At 66.3% G+C, this 15,634-nt stretch carries 16 protein-coding genes; 7 read left to right on the forward strand and 9 right to left on the reverse strand.

Annotation, left to right across the window (positions count from 1 at the left end):
- Nucleotides 1-38: 38 nt before the first annotated feature.
- The 8 genes from NOM55_RS15705 to NOM55_RS15740 all read right to left on the reverse strand — a co-directional run bounded on the left by NOM55_RS15705 (nt 39) and on the right by NOM55_RS15740 (nt 7,151).
- Entirely contained in the window at nt 39-935 is an 897-nt protein-coding gene (locus tag NOM55_RS15705) for a transporter (protein ID WP_255909581.1), read from the reverse strand.
- A gap of 183 nt (nt 936-1,118) precedes the next feature.
- Entirely contained in the window at nt 1,119-2,570 is a 1,452-nt protein-coding gene (locus NOM55_RS15710) for an aldehyde dehydrogenase (protein WP_255909582.1), read from the reverse strand.
- 62 nt (nt 2,571-2,632) lie between these two features.
- On the reverse strand, nt 2,633-2,809 hold the full coding sequence (gene tatA, locus NOM55_RS15715; RefSeq protein WP_047965589.1) for a Sec-independent protein translocase subunit TatA: 177 nt from the start codon (nt 2,807-2,809) through the stop codon (nt 2,633-2,635).
- A gap of 61 nt (nt 2,810-2,870) precedes the next feature.
- On the reverse strand, nt 2,871-3,179 hold the full coding sequence (locus tag NOM55_RS15720) for a high-potential iron-sulfur protein (protein WP_255909583.1): 309 nt from the start codon (nt 3,177-3,179) through the stop codon (nt 2,871-2,873).
- 59 nt (nt 3,180-3,238) lie between these two features.
- Complete coding sequence (locus tag NOM55_RS15725; RefSeq protein WP_255909584.1) at nt 3,239-4,711, reverse strand: aldehyde dehydrogenase family protein; 1,473 nt, start codon at nt 4,709-4,711, stop codon at nt 3,239-3,241.
- A gap of 15 nt (nt 4,712-4,726) precedes the next feature.
- Nucleotides 4,727-6,277: an FAD-binding oxidoreductase gene (locus NOM55_RS15730; RefSeq protein WP_255909585.1), complete on the reverse strand. Its 1,551-nt coding sequence runs from the start codon at nt 6,275-6,277 to the stop codon at nt 4,727-4,729.
- Between the two features lie 13 nt (nt 6,278-6,290).
- A complete protein-coding gene (locus tag NOM55_RS15735; RefSeq protein WP_255909586.1) occupies nt 6,291-6,809 on the reverse strand; it encodes a hypothetical protein in 519 nt (172 codons plus the stop codon).
- 15 nt (nt 6,810-6,824) lie between these two features.
- Nucleotides 6,825-7,151, reverse strand: coding sequence for a cytochrome c (locus NOM55_RS15740; protein WP_255909587.1), 327 nt, complete (start codon nt 7,149-7,151; stop codon nt 6,825-6,827).
- A gap of 683 nt (nt 7,152-7,834) precedes the next feature.
- Here NOM55_RS15740 and NOM55_RS15745 point away from each other — a divergent pair.
- A complete protein-coding gene (locus tag NOM55_RS15745) occupies nt 7,835-9,730 on the forward strand; it encodes a bifunctional sugar phosphate isomerase/epimerase/4-hydroxyphenylpyruvate dioxygenase family protein (RefSeq protein ID WP_255909588.1) in 1,896 nt (631 codons plus the stop codon).
- Here NOM55_RS15745 and NOM55_RS15750 read toward each other — a convergent pair.
- Entirely contained in the window at nt 9,727-10,065 is a 339-nt protein-coding gene (locus NOM55_RS15750; protein WP_255909589.1) for a hypothetical protein, read from the reverse strand. The genes NOM55_RS15745 and NOM55_RS15750 overlap by 4 nt on opposite strands.
- Between NOM55_RS15750 and aroQ the strand changes: the two genes are divergently transcribed.
- From aroQ to NOM55_RS15780, 6 genes are all read left to right on the forward strand, one after another.
- Nucleotides 10,064-10,504 (forward strand): type II 3-dehydroquinate dehydratase, encoded by a 441-nt coding sequence (gene aroQ / locus NOM55_RS15755; protein ID WP_047965595.1) that lies wholly within the window; start codon nt 10,064-10,066, stop codon nt 10,502-10,504. The genes NOM55_RS15750 and aroQ overlap by 2 nt on opposite strands.
- A gap of 77 nt (nt 10,505-10,581) precedes the next feature.
- Entirely contained in the window at nt 10,582-11,085 is a 504-nt protein-coding gene (locus tag NOM55_RS15760; protein ID WP_120810931.1) for a TRAP transporter small permease, read from the forward strand.
- Nucleotides 11,086-11,106: 21 nt separating this feature from the next.
- Entirely contained in the window at nt 11,107-12,387 is a 1,281-nt protein-coding gene (locus tag NOM55_RS15765; RefSeq protein WP_255909590.1) for a TRAP transporter large permease subunit, read from the forward strand.
- 62 nt (nt 12,388-12,449) lie between these two features.
- Nucleotides 12,450-13,457 (forward strand): TRAP transporter substrate-binding protein, encoded by a 1,008-nt coding sequence (locus NOM55_RS15770; protein WP_047965597.1) that lies wholly within the window; start codon nt 12,450-12,452, stop codon nt 13,455-13,457.
- Nucleotides 13,458-13,528: 71 nt separating this feature from the next.
- Nucleotides 13,529-14,425 carry a shikimate dehydrogenase gene (locus tag NOM55_RS15775; protein ID WP_255909591.1) on the forward strand — a complete coding sequence of 299 codons (897 nt, stop codon included), beginning with the start codon at nt 13,529-13,531 and terminating at the stop codon, nt 14,423-14,425.
- A gap of 168 nt (nt 14,426-14,593) precedes the next feature.
- Nucleotides 14,594-15,508 carry a LysR substrate-binding domain-containing protein gene (locus NOM55_RS15780; protein WP_047965599.1) on the forward strand — a complete coding sequence of 305 codons (915 nt, stop codon included), beginning with the start codon at nt 14,594-14,596 and terminating at the stop codon, nt 15,506-15,508.
- Nucleotides 15,509-15,634: the final 126 nt, after the last annotated feature.

Here is a 15,634-nt window from a genome sequence, read left to right on the forward strand (position 1 = left end):
TGCGGAGCACGGCGGCGCAGTGGCGAGCGGGTGCCGGCTTAGAACGGCAGCGTCATGCGCAGCTTGAATTCGGAACCGCGGGCGCGGTTGGCCACGCCGCTTTCACGCTGCCACTTGGCGGTGACGAAGTAGCCCTTGCCGTTGTCGTACTTGATCGACGGGCCGATGGCAAACGCCTTGCCGCGGTTGCCGTGCGCCGCCACGTTCGGCCCGGTATCGTCGGTGACCTGGCGATAGGCATAGCCACCCACGCCGGCTACCCAACCATTGCCGAAGCCCCAGCCCAGCGCGTAGTCGGCGTGCACTTCCTGGCCGCTGCGGTAGTCGGTGTCCTTATTCTTCCAGTTGTAGTCGTACATCAGCTTCACGTCGGCATTGATGCCACGGGGCTGCACGTAGCTCACCGCCAGCAGCGGCTCCACGTTCCAGTAGTTGCGGCCAACGTTGACCAGATCGTTCTTGTCGAACTGGCCGGTAGGCGCGTTGATGTCCAGCCCCGCGTAGTAGTGCAGCTTGTCGGAGACGTGGTAGGCGGCGCCGCCACCGAGCACGATGTCGCCCAGCTCGCGCTTGCGCTGCGACTGGCCGTTGACCGTGGCGTCGACTTCCACCAGCGGCGTGATGGCGTGCATCGCCAGCTGACCGCCGGCCAGCGGCAGATCACTCACCCAGATGAAGCGCGGCGCCACCGCATTGACCCGCAGCTTGAAGTCCACCGGCAGCTCGTCGCCGTTGTTGTCGCGCAGCGAATCGGCACTGTAGCTGGAGGCGTAGCCCAGCACGTAGAAGCCGGGCGGCGGCAAGGCGCCGGTCAGGTAGTTCTCGTTGCCGTTGGGGTACATGCCGCCGCCGCCCTCGGTGGCCCAGCCGGCGGACGCCAGCGACAGCAAGGCGCCCGTAGTGACGAGGGTGGTGAGCGATCTGGATTGTTGCATGATGAATCTCTCCGTTTTATTTATATGTCATTAACGATGGGTGTGAAAAAGCGCTGCCTGCACGACTAGGCAAGCGGGACGGGCAGCGCAGCGTCCCGCTGCAAGGGTTGGCCGCACGCCGCGCATCCGGATCGGGGCGCGGGCCTGGCCGGCAGCGACCGGGTAGGCCGCGGCCAGATCCGGTTAGATCGGGTACTGCTGCGCGCCACGCTGGATGCTGATCCAGCGCAACTCGGTAAATTCGTCGATCGCGGCGCGACCACCAAAACGGCCGTAACCGCTGTCCTTCACCCCGCCGAACGGGATCTGCGCCTGGTCCAGCACCGTCGGGCCGTTGATGTGGCAGATGCCGGACTCGATGCGGCGGGCGACTTCCAGCGCGCGCAGCACGTCACCGCCGAACACCGCCGCCGACAGCCCGTACTCGGAGTCGTTGGCCAGCGAGATCGCCTCCTCCACGTCGTCAAAGCGCAGCACCGCCACCACCGGCCCGAACGACTCCTCGCCGTACAGCCGCATCGCCGCGGTGACGTGGTCGACCACCGTCGCCGCCATCACGCTACCGCGGGCGTGGCCGCCGGTCACCAGCTCGGCGCCCTTGCCAACCGCGTCCTGCACCAGCGCCGTGATGCGCTCGGCGGCGCCAGCGCTGATCATCGGCCCCAGCGCGCAGCCGGGCTCGTCCGGCAGCCCGGCCTTCAGGCTCAGCGCCTTGTCGGCCAGGCGTTGCACGAATTCGTCCGCCACCTTGCGATCGACGATGATGCGCTCGGTCGACATGCAGATCTGGCCCTGGTTGAAGAAGGCACCAAACGCCGCCGCCTTCACCGCCTCGTCCAGATCGGCGTCGTCCAGTACCACGAACGGCGCCTTGCCGCCCAGCTCCAGCAGGCAGCGCTTCAGGTAGCGCGCGGCGATCTCGGCGATGCTGCGGCCAACCCGGGTGGAGCCGGTGAAGTTCACCCGCCGCACCGCCGGGTGGCGGATCAGCGCCTCCACCACGCTGGCCGCGTCGGCCGGCGCGTTCAGCACCACGTTGAGCACGCCCGGCGGCAGCCCGGCCTCGGCCAGCACCTCGCCCAGCAGGCGGTGGGTGTACGGGCACAGCTCGGAGCCTTTGAGCACCACGCTGTTGCCACAGGCCAGCGGCATCGCCACCGCCCGCGCCGCCAGCAGCACCGGCGCGTTCCACGGCGCGAAGGCCAGCACCACGCCCGCCGGCTGGCGCAGCACCATCTCGATGGCGCCGGCGCGGCTGGACGGCGGCAGCTCGCCCTGGATCTGCGTGACCAGCGCCGCCGCCTCGCGGAAGATGTTGGCCGCCAGCTGGCAGTTGAAGCTGCCCCACGCCGCGGTGGCGCCGGTTTCCGCCGTCATCGCGGCACTGAAATCGGCACTGCGCGCCACGATCAGGTCGGCGGCGCGATCCAGCAGCGCGCGGCGCTGTTGCGGCAGCAGCGCCGCCCAGGCACCGAACGCCACGGTGGCGGCGTTCACCGCCGCCAGCGCGCTGTCCACGCTCGCCGCCGCCGCCACGGTGGCGACCTCGCCATTGACCGGGTTGAGACAGTCAAAGGTGGCGCCGTCGGACGAGGCGACATCCCGGTTATTGATGAACAGCTGGGCGTGCAGCATGGCGCTCTCCGCAGGGTGATGGGTGATGCTGCGTTTGTATGCCGGCGCGCGCCGGCCGGCAACTAGCTTTTCGGCGTGGCGTCGCTTGCGGGCGGCTCGCCCTCACCCTGCATGCCCTGCCTGAAGCCGCGTACCGCACCGCCCAGATCGGCGCCGACATGGCGCAGTTTCCTGGTGCCGAACACCAGCAGCACCACCGCCAGCACGATCAACCAGTGCCACAGGCTGAATGAACCCATTGCGCTCTCCTTGCCGTTGCCACGGCCGGCCTGCGGCCAACCCTGGCCCGGCGATTAACGATCAGGCCTTCTTGACGTAGACGTTGCACCAGCCCTTGCCGGCCACCTGCTTGCCGGCCAGCATCGGACAGGGCGCGAAGGCGTCGCTGGCCTTGCCCTGGTAGAACTGGCAGTTGCTACAGGCCTGGCCGGCGATATATTTCGGCTGCTTGGCCTTGTCGACCTTGGCGGCGTCGGCGACGTAGCCCAGCGCCACCGCGGCAGAGTCCTTCGCGTCCACCTTCGGGGCGGCGGCCAGCGCGCCGCGGGCCACGGCCAGCGCCGACACGACACCTACGCTGTTGATCAGAAAACTGCGACGTGATTGCATGGTTGACTCCTTAGATACGCCGGCGGCCAGGCCGCCGGCGTACGGCAAGATAAAATGGATCAGAACGGATACGGGCGCGGCTGGAACTGCAGCGTCACCCACTGCGCGCGGGTGAACTCCTCGATCGCCCACTCGCCGTTGAAACGGCCGAGGCCGGAGTTCTTCTCGCCGCCGAACGGCGCGTTGGTCTGGTCGTCGACGGTGATGTCGTTGATGTGGCACATGCCGCTGCGGATGCCGCGGGCAAAGTGCAGGCCGCGGGCGTAGTCGCGGGTGAACACCGCGGCGGACAGGCCGTACTCGCTGGCATTGGCCAGCGCCAGCGCGTGCGCCTCGTCGCGGGCCTTGATCACCGGCAGCACCGGGCCGAAGGTCTCGTCCACGGCGATGGACCAGCTCGGGTCCACGTCCACGAACAGGTGCGGCGGCAACACGTTGCCCTGCGGCGCGCCACCGACCAGCAGCGTGGCGCCGTCCTTTTTCGCCTGCTCGATCTTGGTCAGCACGCTGTCCAGCTGCTTGCCGTTGATCAGCGGGCCGACGATGTTGGCCGCATCGGCCGGGTCGCCGTACGGCAGCTTCTCGATGCGCGCCTTCAGCGCGGCCACGAAGGCATCATGCACCTTGGCGTCGACGATCACGCGGTTGGTGCTCATGCAGATCTGCCCCTGGTGCAGGAAGCGGCCGACCACGGCGGCCTGCGCCGCCTGCTCGATGTCGGCGTCGTCCAGCACCACCAGCGGCGCGTTGCCGCCCAGCTCCAGCGCCACGCGCTTGATGTGCTGGCCACCGGTCGCGATGCGGCCAACGTTGCGGCCAACCTCGGTGGAACCGGTGAACGAGATCAGGCTCGGCACCGGATGCGCGACGAAGTGATCGCCGATCTCGCTGCCGGCGCCGGCCACCACGCTGAACAGCCCGGCCGGCAGGCCGGCTTCCTCGTAGATCTTGGCCAGCAGCAGGCCGCCGGTCACCGGGGTGTCGCTGGCCGGCTTCACCACCACCGCGTTGCCCAGCGCCAGCGCCGGGGCGATGGAGCGCGCAGTCAGGTGGTAAGGGAAGTTCCACGGGCTGATCACCCCGACCACGCCCAGCGGCGCGCGGTAGACGCGGCTTTCCTGGTTGGGGATCGCCGAGGCCAGAATGCGGCCTTCGACGCGGTTGCAGAAGGTGGCGGCTTCCTGGGTGATGCGGCGCGCGCTGTCCCACTCGATGATGGCCTTCAGCCGCGAGCTGCCGGATTCGCGCACGATCCAGTCCTGGATCTCTTCGGCGCGTGCCAGCATGATCTCCACCGCGCGGTGCAGCACCGCGGCGCGCTCTTCCGGCAGGCGGGCTGCCCATTCGGTCTGGGCGGCGGCGGCGGCGGCGTAGGCCGCGTCCACGTCGTCGCGGCTGGCCAGCTGCAGCTGTAGCAGGACGTCACCGGAGTACGGGTTGGTATCGGTCAGCTGCTGGCTGGAACTGCCGCGGCGCCACTGGCCGGCGATCGGCTGCAGTTCGAAGCCGTCGTATGCTTGTTTCGTTGTCATCGCTAGTTTCCTGCCTTAGATGCGGATGCCGGACTTGCCCGGTGCCAGAATGCCGTTCGGGTCCAGCGCGCGCTTGATGGTTTTTTCCAGCTTGCGCTTCACCGGGCCGTAGCTGTTGGCCACCCGTTCCTGGAACGCGGTGTTGACGCGGTACACGGCGTAGCCTTCCTTCTCGAACTCGTCCAGCAGCTCGGCAAAGCAGGCATTGGCGCGCTTGGTTTCCTCTTCGCTGCTGCGGTCGAACAGCACGTCGATCACGTGGTGCATGTCACGCCAGCCGACGATGAATTCACCGACGTAGTCGAGGCCGTGCTTGTTGAGGATGGTCTTGGCCAGCTTCACCTGCTTGTCGCACTCGCTGCCGCGTGCCTGGCTGACCGGGGCGAACCACATCGAGCCGCCACCGCCGCGCCAGTTGTAGAGGCCGAATTCCTGCAGGTTGGGCACGCCGGACATCAGCTGCGCGCGGTACTTGAACGGCTGGGTGTCGCCGGCCTCTTCCTGGGTCACGATGCGGCCCTTGCCGGCCTTCTTGATAGTCTCGGTGACGATCTTCCAGTTCACCTCCACCTGCTCCGGCGAGCCGTACAGCGCGGCGTACACGTTCCAGGCGCCCAGGTGCTTGTCCTTCTGGATCTGCTTGACGATGTGATCCGGGGTGTGGCCGGGGGTGGTGATGTAGTCGGAGCGGCGCGTATTGCAGGTGGCCGCTTCCCACAGCGTGCCGGCGATCACCACCGCGTTGGGGATGATCTGCGCGATACGCAGCGGACGCAGCATTTCCACGATCTCGCTGATGTCGGCCTCGTTGTCGAACTTGATCTCGAACGGCTTGAACACCGGCGGCTTCGGCATCAGCCAGAAGCCCATCTTGGTACAGATGCCGTAGTTGGACTGGGTGAACATGCCGTCCAGCGTCGGGCCGTAACCCCACTTGAACACCTGCCACGCCTTGTCGCCCTTCACGCCGCCCATGCCGGTGCGGTACACGTCGCCGTTGGCCAGCACCACTTCCATGCCGCACTGCATCAGGAAGTGTTCGCCGTACGGGGTGTAGCCGACGCCGCGGTCCATGGTGTTGCCGACCGGGCCGGCGATGGCCGACGGCGCCGAGAACGACAGCATCAGCGGCAGCTTGTTGTCCTCGATGTAGTCGTACAGCTGCTGGTAGGTGACGCCCGGCTCCACCAGCGCGGTGCACAGCTCCGGGTCGATGTGGATGATCTTGTTCATCTTGCGCAGGTCGAGCACGATCTGGCCGCGTTCCACCGGCGCCGCCGAGCCGTAGCCGAAGTTGCGGCCGGTGGAGATGGTCCACACCGGGATCTTGTACTCGTTGCAGATTTTCACTACCGCCTGCACCTGCTCCACGGTGGTGGCCATCACGATGGCGGACGGCACGTGCTTTTCGGTTTCCACCGCCATCATCACCTTGGTGTAGGGCTGCAGGTGTTCGCCGGAAGTCAGCACATTGTCTTTGCCCAGTGCGGCGGTGAACTTCTTGATGGCCGCGTCGAAACGGGCCTCGCTGACGCCCTTGGGCAGGGCAAGATATTTACTAGCCATGAGATAACTCCGTTCAGATCACGCAGCAGAAGGAAACGCAGGCGGTGCCCTGCGGGGTGGACGCCGGCAGCACGCGCTCCGGGCTGGCCACCAGGCCATGACCCAGCGCGGCCAGCGGGGCGGCGTCGCTGCCCAGCCGCTGCGGCTGTTGCGACAGCACGCGGCCGCCGGACGAGCGCACCAGGTCCAGCAATACGGTGGCGGTGGCGTCATCCACCAGCCCGACCAGCATCGCCGGCTGCGCATCCTGCGCCAGTGCGTGAATGTGGTTCAGCAAGGTGCCGTCCAGCCCGTTCAGGCGCAGCGCCGGCTGCTGCTGCATGCCGTGCTGCTGCGCGGCGGCGGCGACGCCGGCCAGAAACTGGCTATCCAGCGCGCTGCCGGACACCACCGCGGTCAGCGGCAGCGTGGCGTTGGCGGCCAGGGTTTTGCCGGCGGGCAGCACGGTGGCGGCCTGCGCCAGCGAGCCACCGCTGAAGGCGAGGCCGACGGCGGCCAGGCCCTTGAGCAAAGTGCGACGATCAGTAGTCATGCCTGCTCCTCCCGCTTACGGTTTTGGCTTGGAGTTGGCGAGGTATTTCGCCAGACTCTGCAAGGTGGCGTCGTCGATGTCCGACACCCGGAATGCCGGCATCGCGCGCAGGCCGCTGCGCGGGATGGTGGTGAAGATCACCTCCGGCAGACCGCGGCCGAGCAGCACCGGGCCGATGCCGGCCTCGTGGCACTTGGCACAGATTTTTTCGTAGTACTGCTGGCCTCTGGAGATCTCGGCCGTGCCTTCGGCGCTGGCACTCATCGCCGGCACCGCCAGCAAGCCTGCCAGCAGCACGCCCGGCAGCGCCCGCGTGCTGATCCTGTTCCCGTTACTCACCATTTTTCTCCTTGTGTGTGTCCGCACTTCACCCGCTTGCCGTCGCCGCGCGGCGCACGCTATCACCTTGATGACGGCGCGGCGCCGGGCATGGCCACGGCGGAACTGTTGTTGCCTGCTTGATGACGGGGTGAAACCGCTTGCCAACCAAAACCGGGCTTTCTCTTGACCTGATGCAATGTTGTTGCAAGATCAATCTGGTAGTGGTGCCAAAACTCTATAGTTGAAGCCGCAGCCTCTCAATATCGTTTTTTGGGTATTTATGGCACTTTTTTGGGAAATGTAGTTTTTGGATTACAAAAAGGTGAAACCAGCTAAGTGACTGACATAAAAAACGATTTTTCGCGATGGCATTGACCGTACCGCCAGCTAGCGCGGATCCGGCAGCCGTCCCAGCTGAACTGTCGCACCGAAAACCCGGCGCTGCCGCCACCGCCCGGCCACGGCTTGCGGCCGCGGTTTCCTGCCGCGCCCTACCCTCTGCTCCCTAACCTCTACTCCCTGCCCCTTGCCGCTGCCTGCGGCCAACGTTGGCCGCAAGCGGCATGGTGTGGCTGCCGCGCACCGGCACTGTCGCCAATTTGTCGCAGCCGGCCACGCACCGCCGCACACGGGCGCAAGATTTTTCCACTTATGTACCAATTGGTACATAATAAGGAGATACACACCCAATAACGGAGGATGGCATGAAGCATTCCATTGCAACCGTGTCCCTGAGCGGCACGCTGCCGGAGAAGCTGGAGGCGATTGCGGCAGCCGGTTTTGACGGCGTCGAGATCTTTGAAAACGACCTGCTCTACTTCGACGGCACACCGGCCACCGTGCGCCGCATGTGCGCCGACCTGGGACTGGAAATCATGCTGTTCCAGCCGTTCCGCGATTTCGAGGGCGGCCCGCGCGAGCGGCTGGCGCGCAACCTCGACCGCGCCGAACGCAAGTTCGACCTGATGCAGGAGCTGGGCACCGACCGCATCCTGGTGTGCAGCAGCGTGGCCCCGGACACCAGCCAGGACGACGCGCTGATTGCCGACGACCTGCGCCAGCTGGCCGAGCGCGCCGCGCGCCGCGACATCCTGGTCGGCTACGAGGCGCTGGCCTGGGGCCGCCACGTCTACTCCTACCAGCACGCCTGGCGCCTGGTGCAGCAGGCCGACCACCCCAACCTCGGCATCATCCTCGACAGCTTCCACACTCTGGCGATCAAGGACGACCTGTCGCTGCTGGCGCAGATCCCCGGTGACAAGATCGTGTTCGTGCAGCTGGCCGATGCGCCGCTGTTGAACATGGACGTGATGGAGTGGAGCCGCCATTTCCGCAGCTTTCCCGGCCAGGGCGATTTCGAGCTGGGCGCCTTCCTCGCGCCCATCATCGCCGCCGGTTACCGCGGCCCGCTGTCGCTGGAGGTGTTCAACGATGGCTTCCGCGCCGCGCCGACACGGCTGACCGCCATCGACGGCCTGCGCTCGCTGCGCTATCTGGAAGAAGTCACCGCCCGCACCCTGCGCGCCGAAGGCGCCAGCGCGGTGGCCGACAGCCTGTTCTCGCCGCCGCCGGCCGCCGACTACCACGGCGTGGAGTTCCTGGAGTTCGCGGTCGACGACGACTCCGGCGCGCGGCTGGGCAAGCTGCTGCAACAGTTCGGCTTTTCCCGCGCCGGGCAGCACAAGTCCAAGGACGTCACCCTGTACCAGCAGGGCGACATCAACCTGATCCTCAATGCCGAGCCGGATTCCTTCGCCCATGCCTTCTACGTGTCGCACGGCCCGTCGCTGTGCGCCGCGGCGTTCCGCACCGACGACGCGCAGCAGGCGCTGACCCGCGCCAAGCTGTACGGCTGCAAGCCGTTCGAAAGCCGCGTCGGCCCCAACGAGCGCCACATCCCGGCGGTGCGCGCGCCGGACGGCAGCCTGCAGTACCTGGTTGCGGCCAACGTTGACGGCGCGTCCATCTACCAGTCGGACTTCGACGCCTGCGATACGACCACGCCCGGCCTCGGCCTGACCGCGCTGGACCACTTCGCCATCGGCCTGCCGGCGGAGACGATGGACAACTGGATCCTGCACTTCCGCGCCATCTTCGGCTTTGCCACCGAGCACGAGTGGACGCTGCCGGACCCGTACGGCCTGATGAAGAGCCGCGTGGTGCGCAGCGCCAACAACAGCATCCGCATTCCGCTCAACATCTCGGAAAACCGCAACACCGCCATCGCGCGCTCGGTGTCGACCTACAAGGGTTCCGGCCTGCAGCACATCGCCTTCGCCAGCGACGACATCTTCGCCGCGGTGGTGCAGGCACGTGCCAACGGCGTGCCGCTGCTGGACATCCCCGACAACTACTACGACGACCTGCTGGCGCGTTTCAGCCTCGACGACGACTTTGTCGCGCGCCTGCAGCAGCACAACGTGCTGTACGACCGCGACGCCGGCGGCGGCGAATTCCTGCACGTGTACTCCGCGCCGTTCGACGAGCGTTTCTTCTTCGAGATCGTGCAGCGCCTCGGCAGTTACGACCAGTACGGTGCGGCCAACGCGCCGGTGCGGCTGGCGGCGCAGGCGCAACGCCGCAACCGCCAGGGCGGCTAGTTTCCGCAACCGAAACACTCTCCTTTGGGCGCCGGTCGGCGCCCGTTTTTTTGTCTGGCGCCGGCGGCGGCGGTGCGGTTTGCGGCGGCGGCGCCCGTTTGCCGCAATGCAGCAAACGCGGGCCTGCCGGCACTGTTGCGGATCACCACAATCCGCTGTTGCAAGACCTTGATTTGCCTCAATTCGGCATTGACAAAGCGGCACTGATACGCCATTCTTTCATTATGTACCAACAGGTACATTTCTAAAAAAGACACAGAGAGATTGAGGAGCACGACATGTTCTTCCCACCATCGCCAGCCCTGGCCGCCACCCAGCAGGGAGCGCGCTGACATGGCCACCGATATCCTGGTACTCAACGGCCCGAACCTGAACCTGCTGGGCAAACGCCAGCCGGAAATCTACGGCCACGAAACCCTCGCCGACGTCGAGCGCAGCTGCCGCAGCGTGGCGCGCGAATACGGCCTCACCATCGACTTCCGCCAGAGCAACGACGAAGCCCAGCTGATCGACTGGATCCACCAGGCGCGCGAGCAGCACGCCAGCATCGTGATCAATCCGGCCGGCTACAGCCACACCTCCATCGCACTGATGGATGCACTGTCCGCCTTCCCCGGCAGCATCATCGAAGTGCACATCAGCAACATCCACCGCCGCGAAAGTTTCCGGCATTTGTCCTACGTTTCAAAAGTGGCGACCGGCGTGATCTGCGGTCTGGGTACGGCGGGTTACAACCTCGCGGTGCACCACCTTGCCTGCCACCTGAAGAAATAAACGACGAGCCGTTTCTTGACTGGCAGACGCGCCTGTCGCGCCCCGGCGCTGCAGCGGCGCGCTGCATGGAGGTTGTGATGGAAAAAGTAATCGACGTATCGATGCAGATACTGAAGGGCATGATGGCCCTGCTGCTGGCCGGCATGGTGCTGCTGGTGTTCACCAACGTGGTGCTGCGCTACAGCTTCAACAGCGGCATCAGCCTTTCTGAAGAGCTGTCGCGCTGGTTCATGGTGTGGATGACCTTCCTCGCCGCCATCGTCGGCGTGCGCGAAAAGGGCCACCTCAATGTCGACAGCCTGGTCCGGCGCCTGCCGGTACTGGCGCAGAAGGTCTGCCACGTGCTGATGGAAGGCATCGTGCTGTACCTACTGTGGCTGTTCGGCAGCGGCAGCTGGCAGCAGGTGGTAATCAACCTTGACGTCCCGGCACCAATGACCGGCCTGCCGATGGCGACAGTGTATCTGGCCGGCCTGGTGTTCAGCGTGCTGTCCGCCGTCGTCGTCGTATTCGATCTGTACAAGGTATTCAGCGGTGCACCGGTGTCCGACGTGCACACCACGCTGAATATCGCTGACTAAGCCCCGGCCGGAGACTGCATCATGGTTCTGACTATCTTTCTTGGCACCCTGCTCGGTGCCATGGCAATGGGCATGTCGATTGCCTTTGCCCTGCTCTTGTCCGGTGTGGCGCTGATGTACCACATGGACATGTTCGATGCGCAGATCGTCGCGCAAAACCTGATCAACGGCGCCGACAGCTTCGCGCTGCTGGCGGTACCGTTCTTCCTGCTCGCCGGCGAGGTGATGAATGTCGGCGGCCTGTCGCGCCGCATCGTCAACGTGGCGATGGCGCTGGTCGGCCACGTCAAGGGCGGCCTCGGCTACGTCGCCATTCTCGCCTCCTGCATCCTCGCCAGCCTGTCCGGCTCGGCGGTGGCCGACGCCGCGGCGCTGGCGGTGCTGCTGGTGCCGATGATGGTACGCGCCGGCCACGATCAGGCCCGCTCCAGCGCGCTGATCGCCGCCGGCGGCATCATCGCGCCGATCATCCCGCCCAGCATCGGTTTCATCCTGCTGGGGGTGGCCGGCAACCTGTCGATCTCCAAGCTGTTCCTGGCCGGCATCGTGCCCGGCATCCTGATCGCGCTGTCGCTGTGCGTGGCGTGGTGGTGGGTGTCGCGCTCGGAAGACATCCAGCCGGCACCGCGCAAGTCGGCGGGTGAAATCATGGCCGCGGTGCGTGACGGGTTCTGGGCGCTGCTGCTGCCCGGCATCATCATCGGTGGCCTCAAGTTCGGCATCTTCACCCCGACCGAAGCGGCGGTGGTGGCGGCGGTGTACTCGCTGTTCGTGGCGATGGTGATCTACCGCGAGCTGAAGCCGTCGCAGCTGTTCCATGTCTTTACCGTGTCGGCCCAGACCACCGGCATCGTGATGTTCCTGGTCGCCGCCTCGCTGGTGTCGGCGTGGATGATCACCATCGCCGACCTGCCGTCGCAGCTGATCGAGCTGCTGGCCCCGCTGATGGACGACCCGACACTGCTGATGCTGGTGATCATGCTGATCATCGTGCTGGTCGGCACCGCGATGGACATGGCGCCGACCATCCTGATCCTGGCACCGGTGCTGGTGCCGGTGGTGACCCAGGCCGGCATCGACCCGATCTACTTCGGCGTGCTGTTCATCATCAACACCTCGATCGGCCTGATCACGCCACCGGTGGGCACCGTGCTCAACGTGGTGTGCGGCGCCACCCGCACCAAGATGGGCGCGCTGATCTCGGCGATCACCCCGTTCCTGCTGGCCGAGCTGGCGGTGCTGTTCCTGCTGGTGCTGTTCCCGAGCATCGTCACCGTGCCGGCCGCCTGGTTTGCCCGTTAAGTTTTCGTAGCACCTCCGGGGAGGAGACCCCGGAGTCCAATTCCAACATGGAGAGAGACATCATGAAGTTGAACAATATCGCCGTGCTCGGCAGTGCCGCCATCCTCGCCCTCAGCCTCGCCGGCCAGGCCAGCGCCGCCGACATCAAGGAACGCACGCTGCGCTTCTCCTTCCTCAATGCCAAGGAGCACCCGCAGGGCATGGGCGCCGCCAAGTTTGCCGAGCTGGTGAACAAGGCCTCCGGCGGCAAGATCACCGTCAAGCTGTTTCCGTCCGGCGTACTCGGTGGCGACGTGCAGACCGTGTCCTCGATCCAGGGCGGCACCCTCGACTTCACCGTGCTCAACGCCGGCCTGCTGTCCAGCCACGCCAAGGAATTCGTCTTGTTCGACCTGCCCTTCCTGTTCAACAGCGGCAAGGAAGCCGATGCCATCGTCGACGGCCCGATCGGCAGCAAGCTGCTGGCCAAGCTGCAGGGCAAGGGCATGGTCGGTCTCGGCTACTGGGAGCTGGGCTTCCGCCACCTGACCAACAACGTGCGCCCGGTGGTGAAGATGGAAGACATCGCCGGCCTCAAGGTGCGCGTGGTGCAGTCGCCGCTGTACATCGAGATGTTCTCGGCGCTGGGCGCCAACCCGGTACCGATGCCGTTCACCGAGCTGTACACCGCGCTGGAAACCAAGGCGGTCGACGGCCAGGAAAACCCGGAAGCCACCATTCTCGGCACCAAGCTCAACGAAGTGCAGAAGTACATGACCCTCACCGGCCACGTCTACAACCCGCAGGTGCTGCTGACCAGCCAGAAGCTGTGGGACCAGCTGTCCGCCGACGAGAAGAAGCTGCTGCAGAAGGCCGCGCGCGACGCCACGTTGTACCAGCGCAAGGTCAACCGTGACGGTGCCGCCCAGGCGCTGGCCAAGCTGAAGGCGACGATGAAGGTGAACGAGCTGTCCGCTGCCGAAAAAGGCCGCATCCGCATCAAGCTGCAGGGCGTGACCAAGAAGTTCAGCGAAAACGTCGGCCCACAGCTGATGGGCGAGCTGAACAGCGAACTGGCCAAACTGCGCTAAGCCGCCATTCCCCCCCCCCACCCCGGCGCCGCCCCGCAGGCGGCGCCGGGAGCCAACCACCGAGGCATGACATGATCTCTGAAGTTTCATCATTCGCAACCGAGCACGGCGTGCCGGACAAGGTGCTGATCGGCCTGATCGGTGCGGATATCCAGCGTTCAAAGTCGCCCTATCTGCACGAGCAGGAAGCGGCCGAACTGGGCTTCAAGCTGCACTACCAGCTGATCGACCTCAGCCGTATCGGCAAGGGTGTCGAGGCGCTGCCGGAGCTGCTTGCTGCCGCCGAAGCCTGTGGTTTTGCCGGCGTCAACATCACTCACCCCTGCAAGCAGGCGGTGATTCCCTATCTCGACCAGCTGTCGGAAGACGCGCGCCAGATCGGCGCCGTCAACACTGTGGTGTTCCGCGACGGCAAGCGCTACGGCCACAACACCGACTGGTCCGGCTTTGCCGAGCCGTTCCGCCGCCACTTCGCCGCGGACGACCTGCAGCGCGTGGTGCTGCTCGGCGGTGGTGGTGCCGGTTCCGCCGTCGCCCACGCACTGCTGGTGGCCGGCACCCGCGAGCTGGTGATCGTCGACCAGGACGCCCAGCGCGCCGCAACGTTGGCCGCACGCCTGCACGGCTTCTTCCCGGACCGGCAGGTGACGGGCAGCAGCGACGTGGGCCAGGCGATGCCGGGCGCCAGCGGCCTGGTGCACGCCACGCCGACCGGCATGGACGGCCATCCCGGCCTGCCGCTGCCGGAAGCGCTGCTGCACGGCGACCTGTGGGTGGCCGAAGTGGTGTACTTCCCGCTGGAAACCGAATTGCTGCAGCGGGCACGCCAGCGCGGCTGCCGCGTGCTCGACGGCGGCGGCATGGCGGTGTGGCAGGCAATCGGCGCCTTCCAGCTGTTCACCGGGCGGCAGCCGGATACCGCACGCATGGAGCGCCACTTCCGCAGCATGATCGCCGCCCAGGCCTGACACCTTCTTTCCCGTTTCTCGTTGCGTTGCTTGTCTGGCCCGTTCGGTGTTGTCACCGGCCGGGCCATTTTTTTGTCTGACGGCAGCGCGGCTATGCCGCAAAGGCATTCCTGTGCTACCCGCCATCGCGTATGCTGTCCTGTCTTCCCTTCCGTTTGTCGCGCCGCCATGGACCTGAAACAGATCGAGTATTTCGTCCGCGTTGCCGAGCTGGGCAGCTTCACCCGTGCCTCCATCGTGCTCGACATCGCGCAGCCGGCGCTCAGCCGCCAGATCCGCCAGCTGGAGGTGGAATTGCGCCAGACGCTGCTCTTGCGCAACGGCCGCGGCGTGACGCTGACCGAGGCCGGCAAGCTGCTGCTGGAGCACGGCCGCGGCGTGCTGCACCAGGTGGAACGCGCCAAGGAGGAGCTGGGCCGCGTACGCGGTGCGCTGGCCGGCAAGGTGGCGCTGGGGCTGCCGCCCAGCCTGTCGCGGGTGCTGTCGGTGCCGCTGTCGCGCGCCTTCCGCACCCGGCTGCCGCAGGCGTCGCTGGCGATCCGCGAGGGTCTGTCCGCCAACATGCTGGAGGCGCTGCGCAACGGCCGCCTCGACATCGCGCTGCTGTACAACCCGGTGCCGTCTTCCGACATCGACATCACGCCGCTGTGCGACGAGATGCTGTACCTGGTGGAGCTGGCCGATGGCGACGCCGCGCCGGGCGCGGTGTCGCTGGCGGAGCTGGCCGCCAAGCCGCTGGTGATCCCGTCGCAGCCGCACGCCATCCGCATGCTGGTGGAGTCGCAACTGGGCGCGCAGGGCTTGCGGCCAACCATTGCGCTGGAGATCGACAGCGTGCCGGCGATCCTGGAGCTGGTCGCCGACGGCGCCGGCTGCGCGGTGCTGTCGCGACTGGCGGTGTCGACCAGCGACAAGGCGGCGCGCCTGCGGCTGCGCCCGATCGGCGAGCCGGGCCTGGTCAGCCGGCTGGCGCTGGCGGTCAGCTCGCACCGCCCCAGCACGCTGACGCAACAGGCGATGCAGGAACTGGTGCGCGAGATGGTGCCGCCCATCGTGACGGGCAAGGCCTTGCCGGCGGCGTAAGGCGCCGGGTGCAGGGCGGGCACGCGCCGCCGCGAGCGGCGGCTTTTCTCGAATCCACTCCATATCAAACTGCTATATCTACTAGTTAGCTATCCATATTTTGCAGCATCGCCGGCCGGCCGATAC

The sequence above is a fragment of the Vogesella sp. AC12 genome, from assembly GCF_024437575.1.
In the GTDB taxonomy this organism is placed as follows: Bacteria; Pseudomonadota; Gammaproteobacteria; order Burkholderiales; family Chromobacteriaceae; genus Vogesella; species Vogesella indigofera.

Bases quoted from the DNA above. Each gene is read 5' to 3' on its own strand.
- NOM55_RS15730 (WP_255909585.1), bottom strand. From the start codon at position 6,277: ATGGCTAGTAAATATCTTGCCCTGCCCAAGGGCGTCAGCGAGGCCCGT.
- NOM55_RS15740 (WP_255909587.1), bottom strand. From the start codon at position 7,151: ATGGTGAGTAACGGGAACAGGATCAGCACGCGGGCGCTGCCGGGCGTG.
- NOM55_RS15750 (WP_255909589.1), bottom strand. From the start codon at position 10,065: ATGTCAGCGCGCTCCCTGCTGGGTGGCGGCCAGGGCTGGCGATGGTGG.
- NOM55_RS15770 (WP_047965597.1), top strand. From the start codon at position 12,450: ATGAAGTTGAACAATATCGCCGTGCTCGGCAGTGCCGCCATCCTCGCC.
- NOM55_RS15735 (WP_255909586.1), bottom strand. From the start codon at position 6,809: ATGACTACTGATCGTCGCACTTTGCTCAAGGGCCTGGCCGCCGTCGGC.
- NOM55_RS15765 (WP_255909590.1), top strand. From the start codon at position 11,107: ATGGTTCTGACTATCTTTCTTGGCACCCTGCTCGGTGCCATGGCAATG.
- NOM55_RS15775 (WP_255909591.1), top strand. From the start codon at position 13,529: ATGATCTCTGAAGTTTCATCATTCGCAACCGAGCACGGCGTGCCGGAC.
- NOM55_RS15710 (WP_255909582.1), bottom strand. From the start codon at position 2,570: ATGCTGCACGCCCAGCTGTTCATCAATAACCGGGATGTCGCCTCGTCC.
- tatA (WP_047965589.1), bottom strand. From the start codon at position 2,809: ATGGGTTCATTCAGCCTGTGGCACTGGTTGATCGTGCTGGCGGTGGTG.
- NOM55_RS15760 (WP_120810931.1), top strand. From the start codon at position 10,582: ATGGAAAAAGTAATCGACGTATCGATGCAGATACTGAAGGGCATGATG.
- NOM55_RS15780 (WP_047965599.1), top strand. From the start codon at position 14,594: ATGGACCTGAAACAGATCGAGTATTTCGTCCGCGTTGCCGAGCTGGGC.
- NOM55_RS15705 (WP_255909581.1), bottom strand. From the start codon at position 935: ATGCAACAATCCAGATCGCTCACCACCCTCGTCACTACGGGCGCCTTG.
- NOM55_RS15725 (WP_255909584.1), bottom strand. From the start codon at position 4,711: ATGACAACGAAACAAGCATACGACGGCTTCGAACTGCAGCCGATCGCC.
- NOM55_RS15745 (WP_255909588.1), top strand. From the start codon at position 7,835: ATGAAGCATTCCATTGCAACCGTGTCCCTGAGCGGCACGCTGCCGGAG.
- NOM55_RS15720 (WP_255909583.1), bottom strand. From the start codon at position 3,179: ATGCAATCACGTCGCAGTTTTCTGATCAACAGCGTAGGTGTCGTGTCG.
- aroQ (WP_047965595.1), top strand. From the start codon at position 10,064: ATGGCCACCGATATCCTGGTACTCAACGGCCCGAACCTGAACCTGCTG.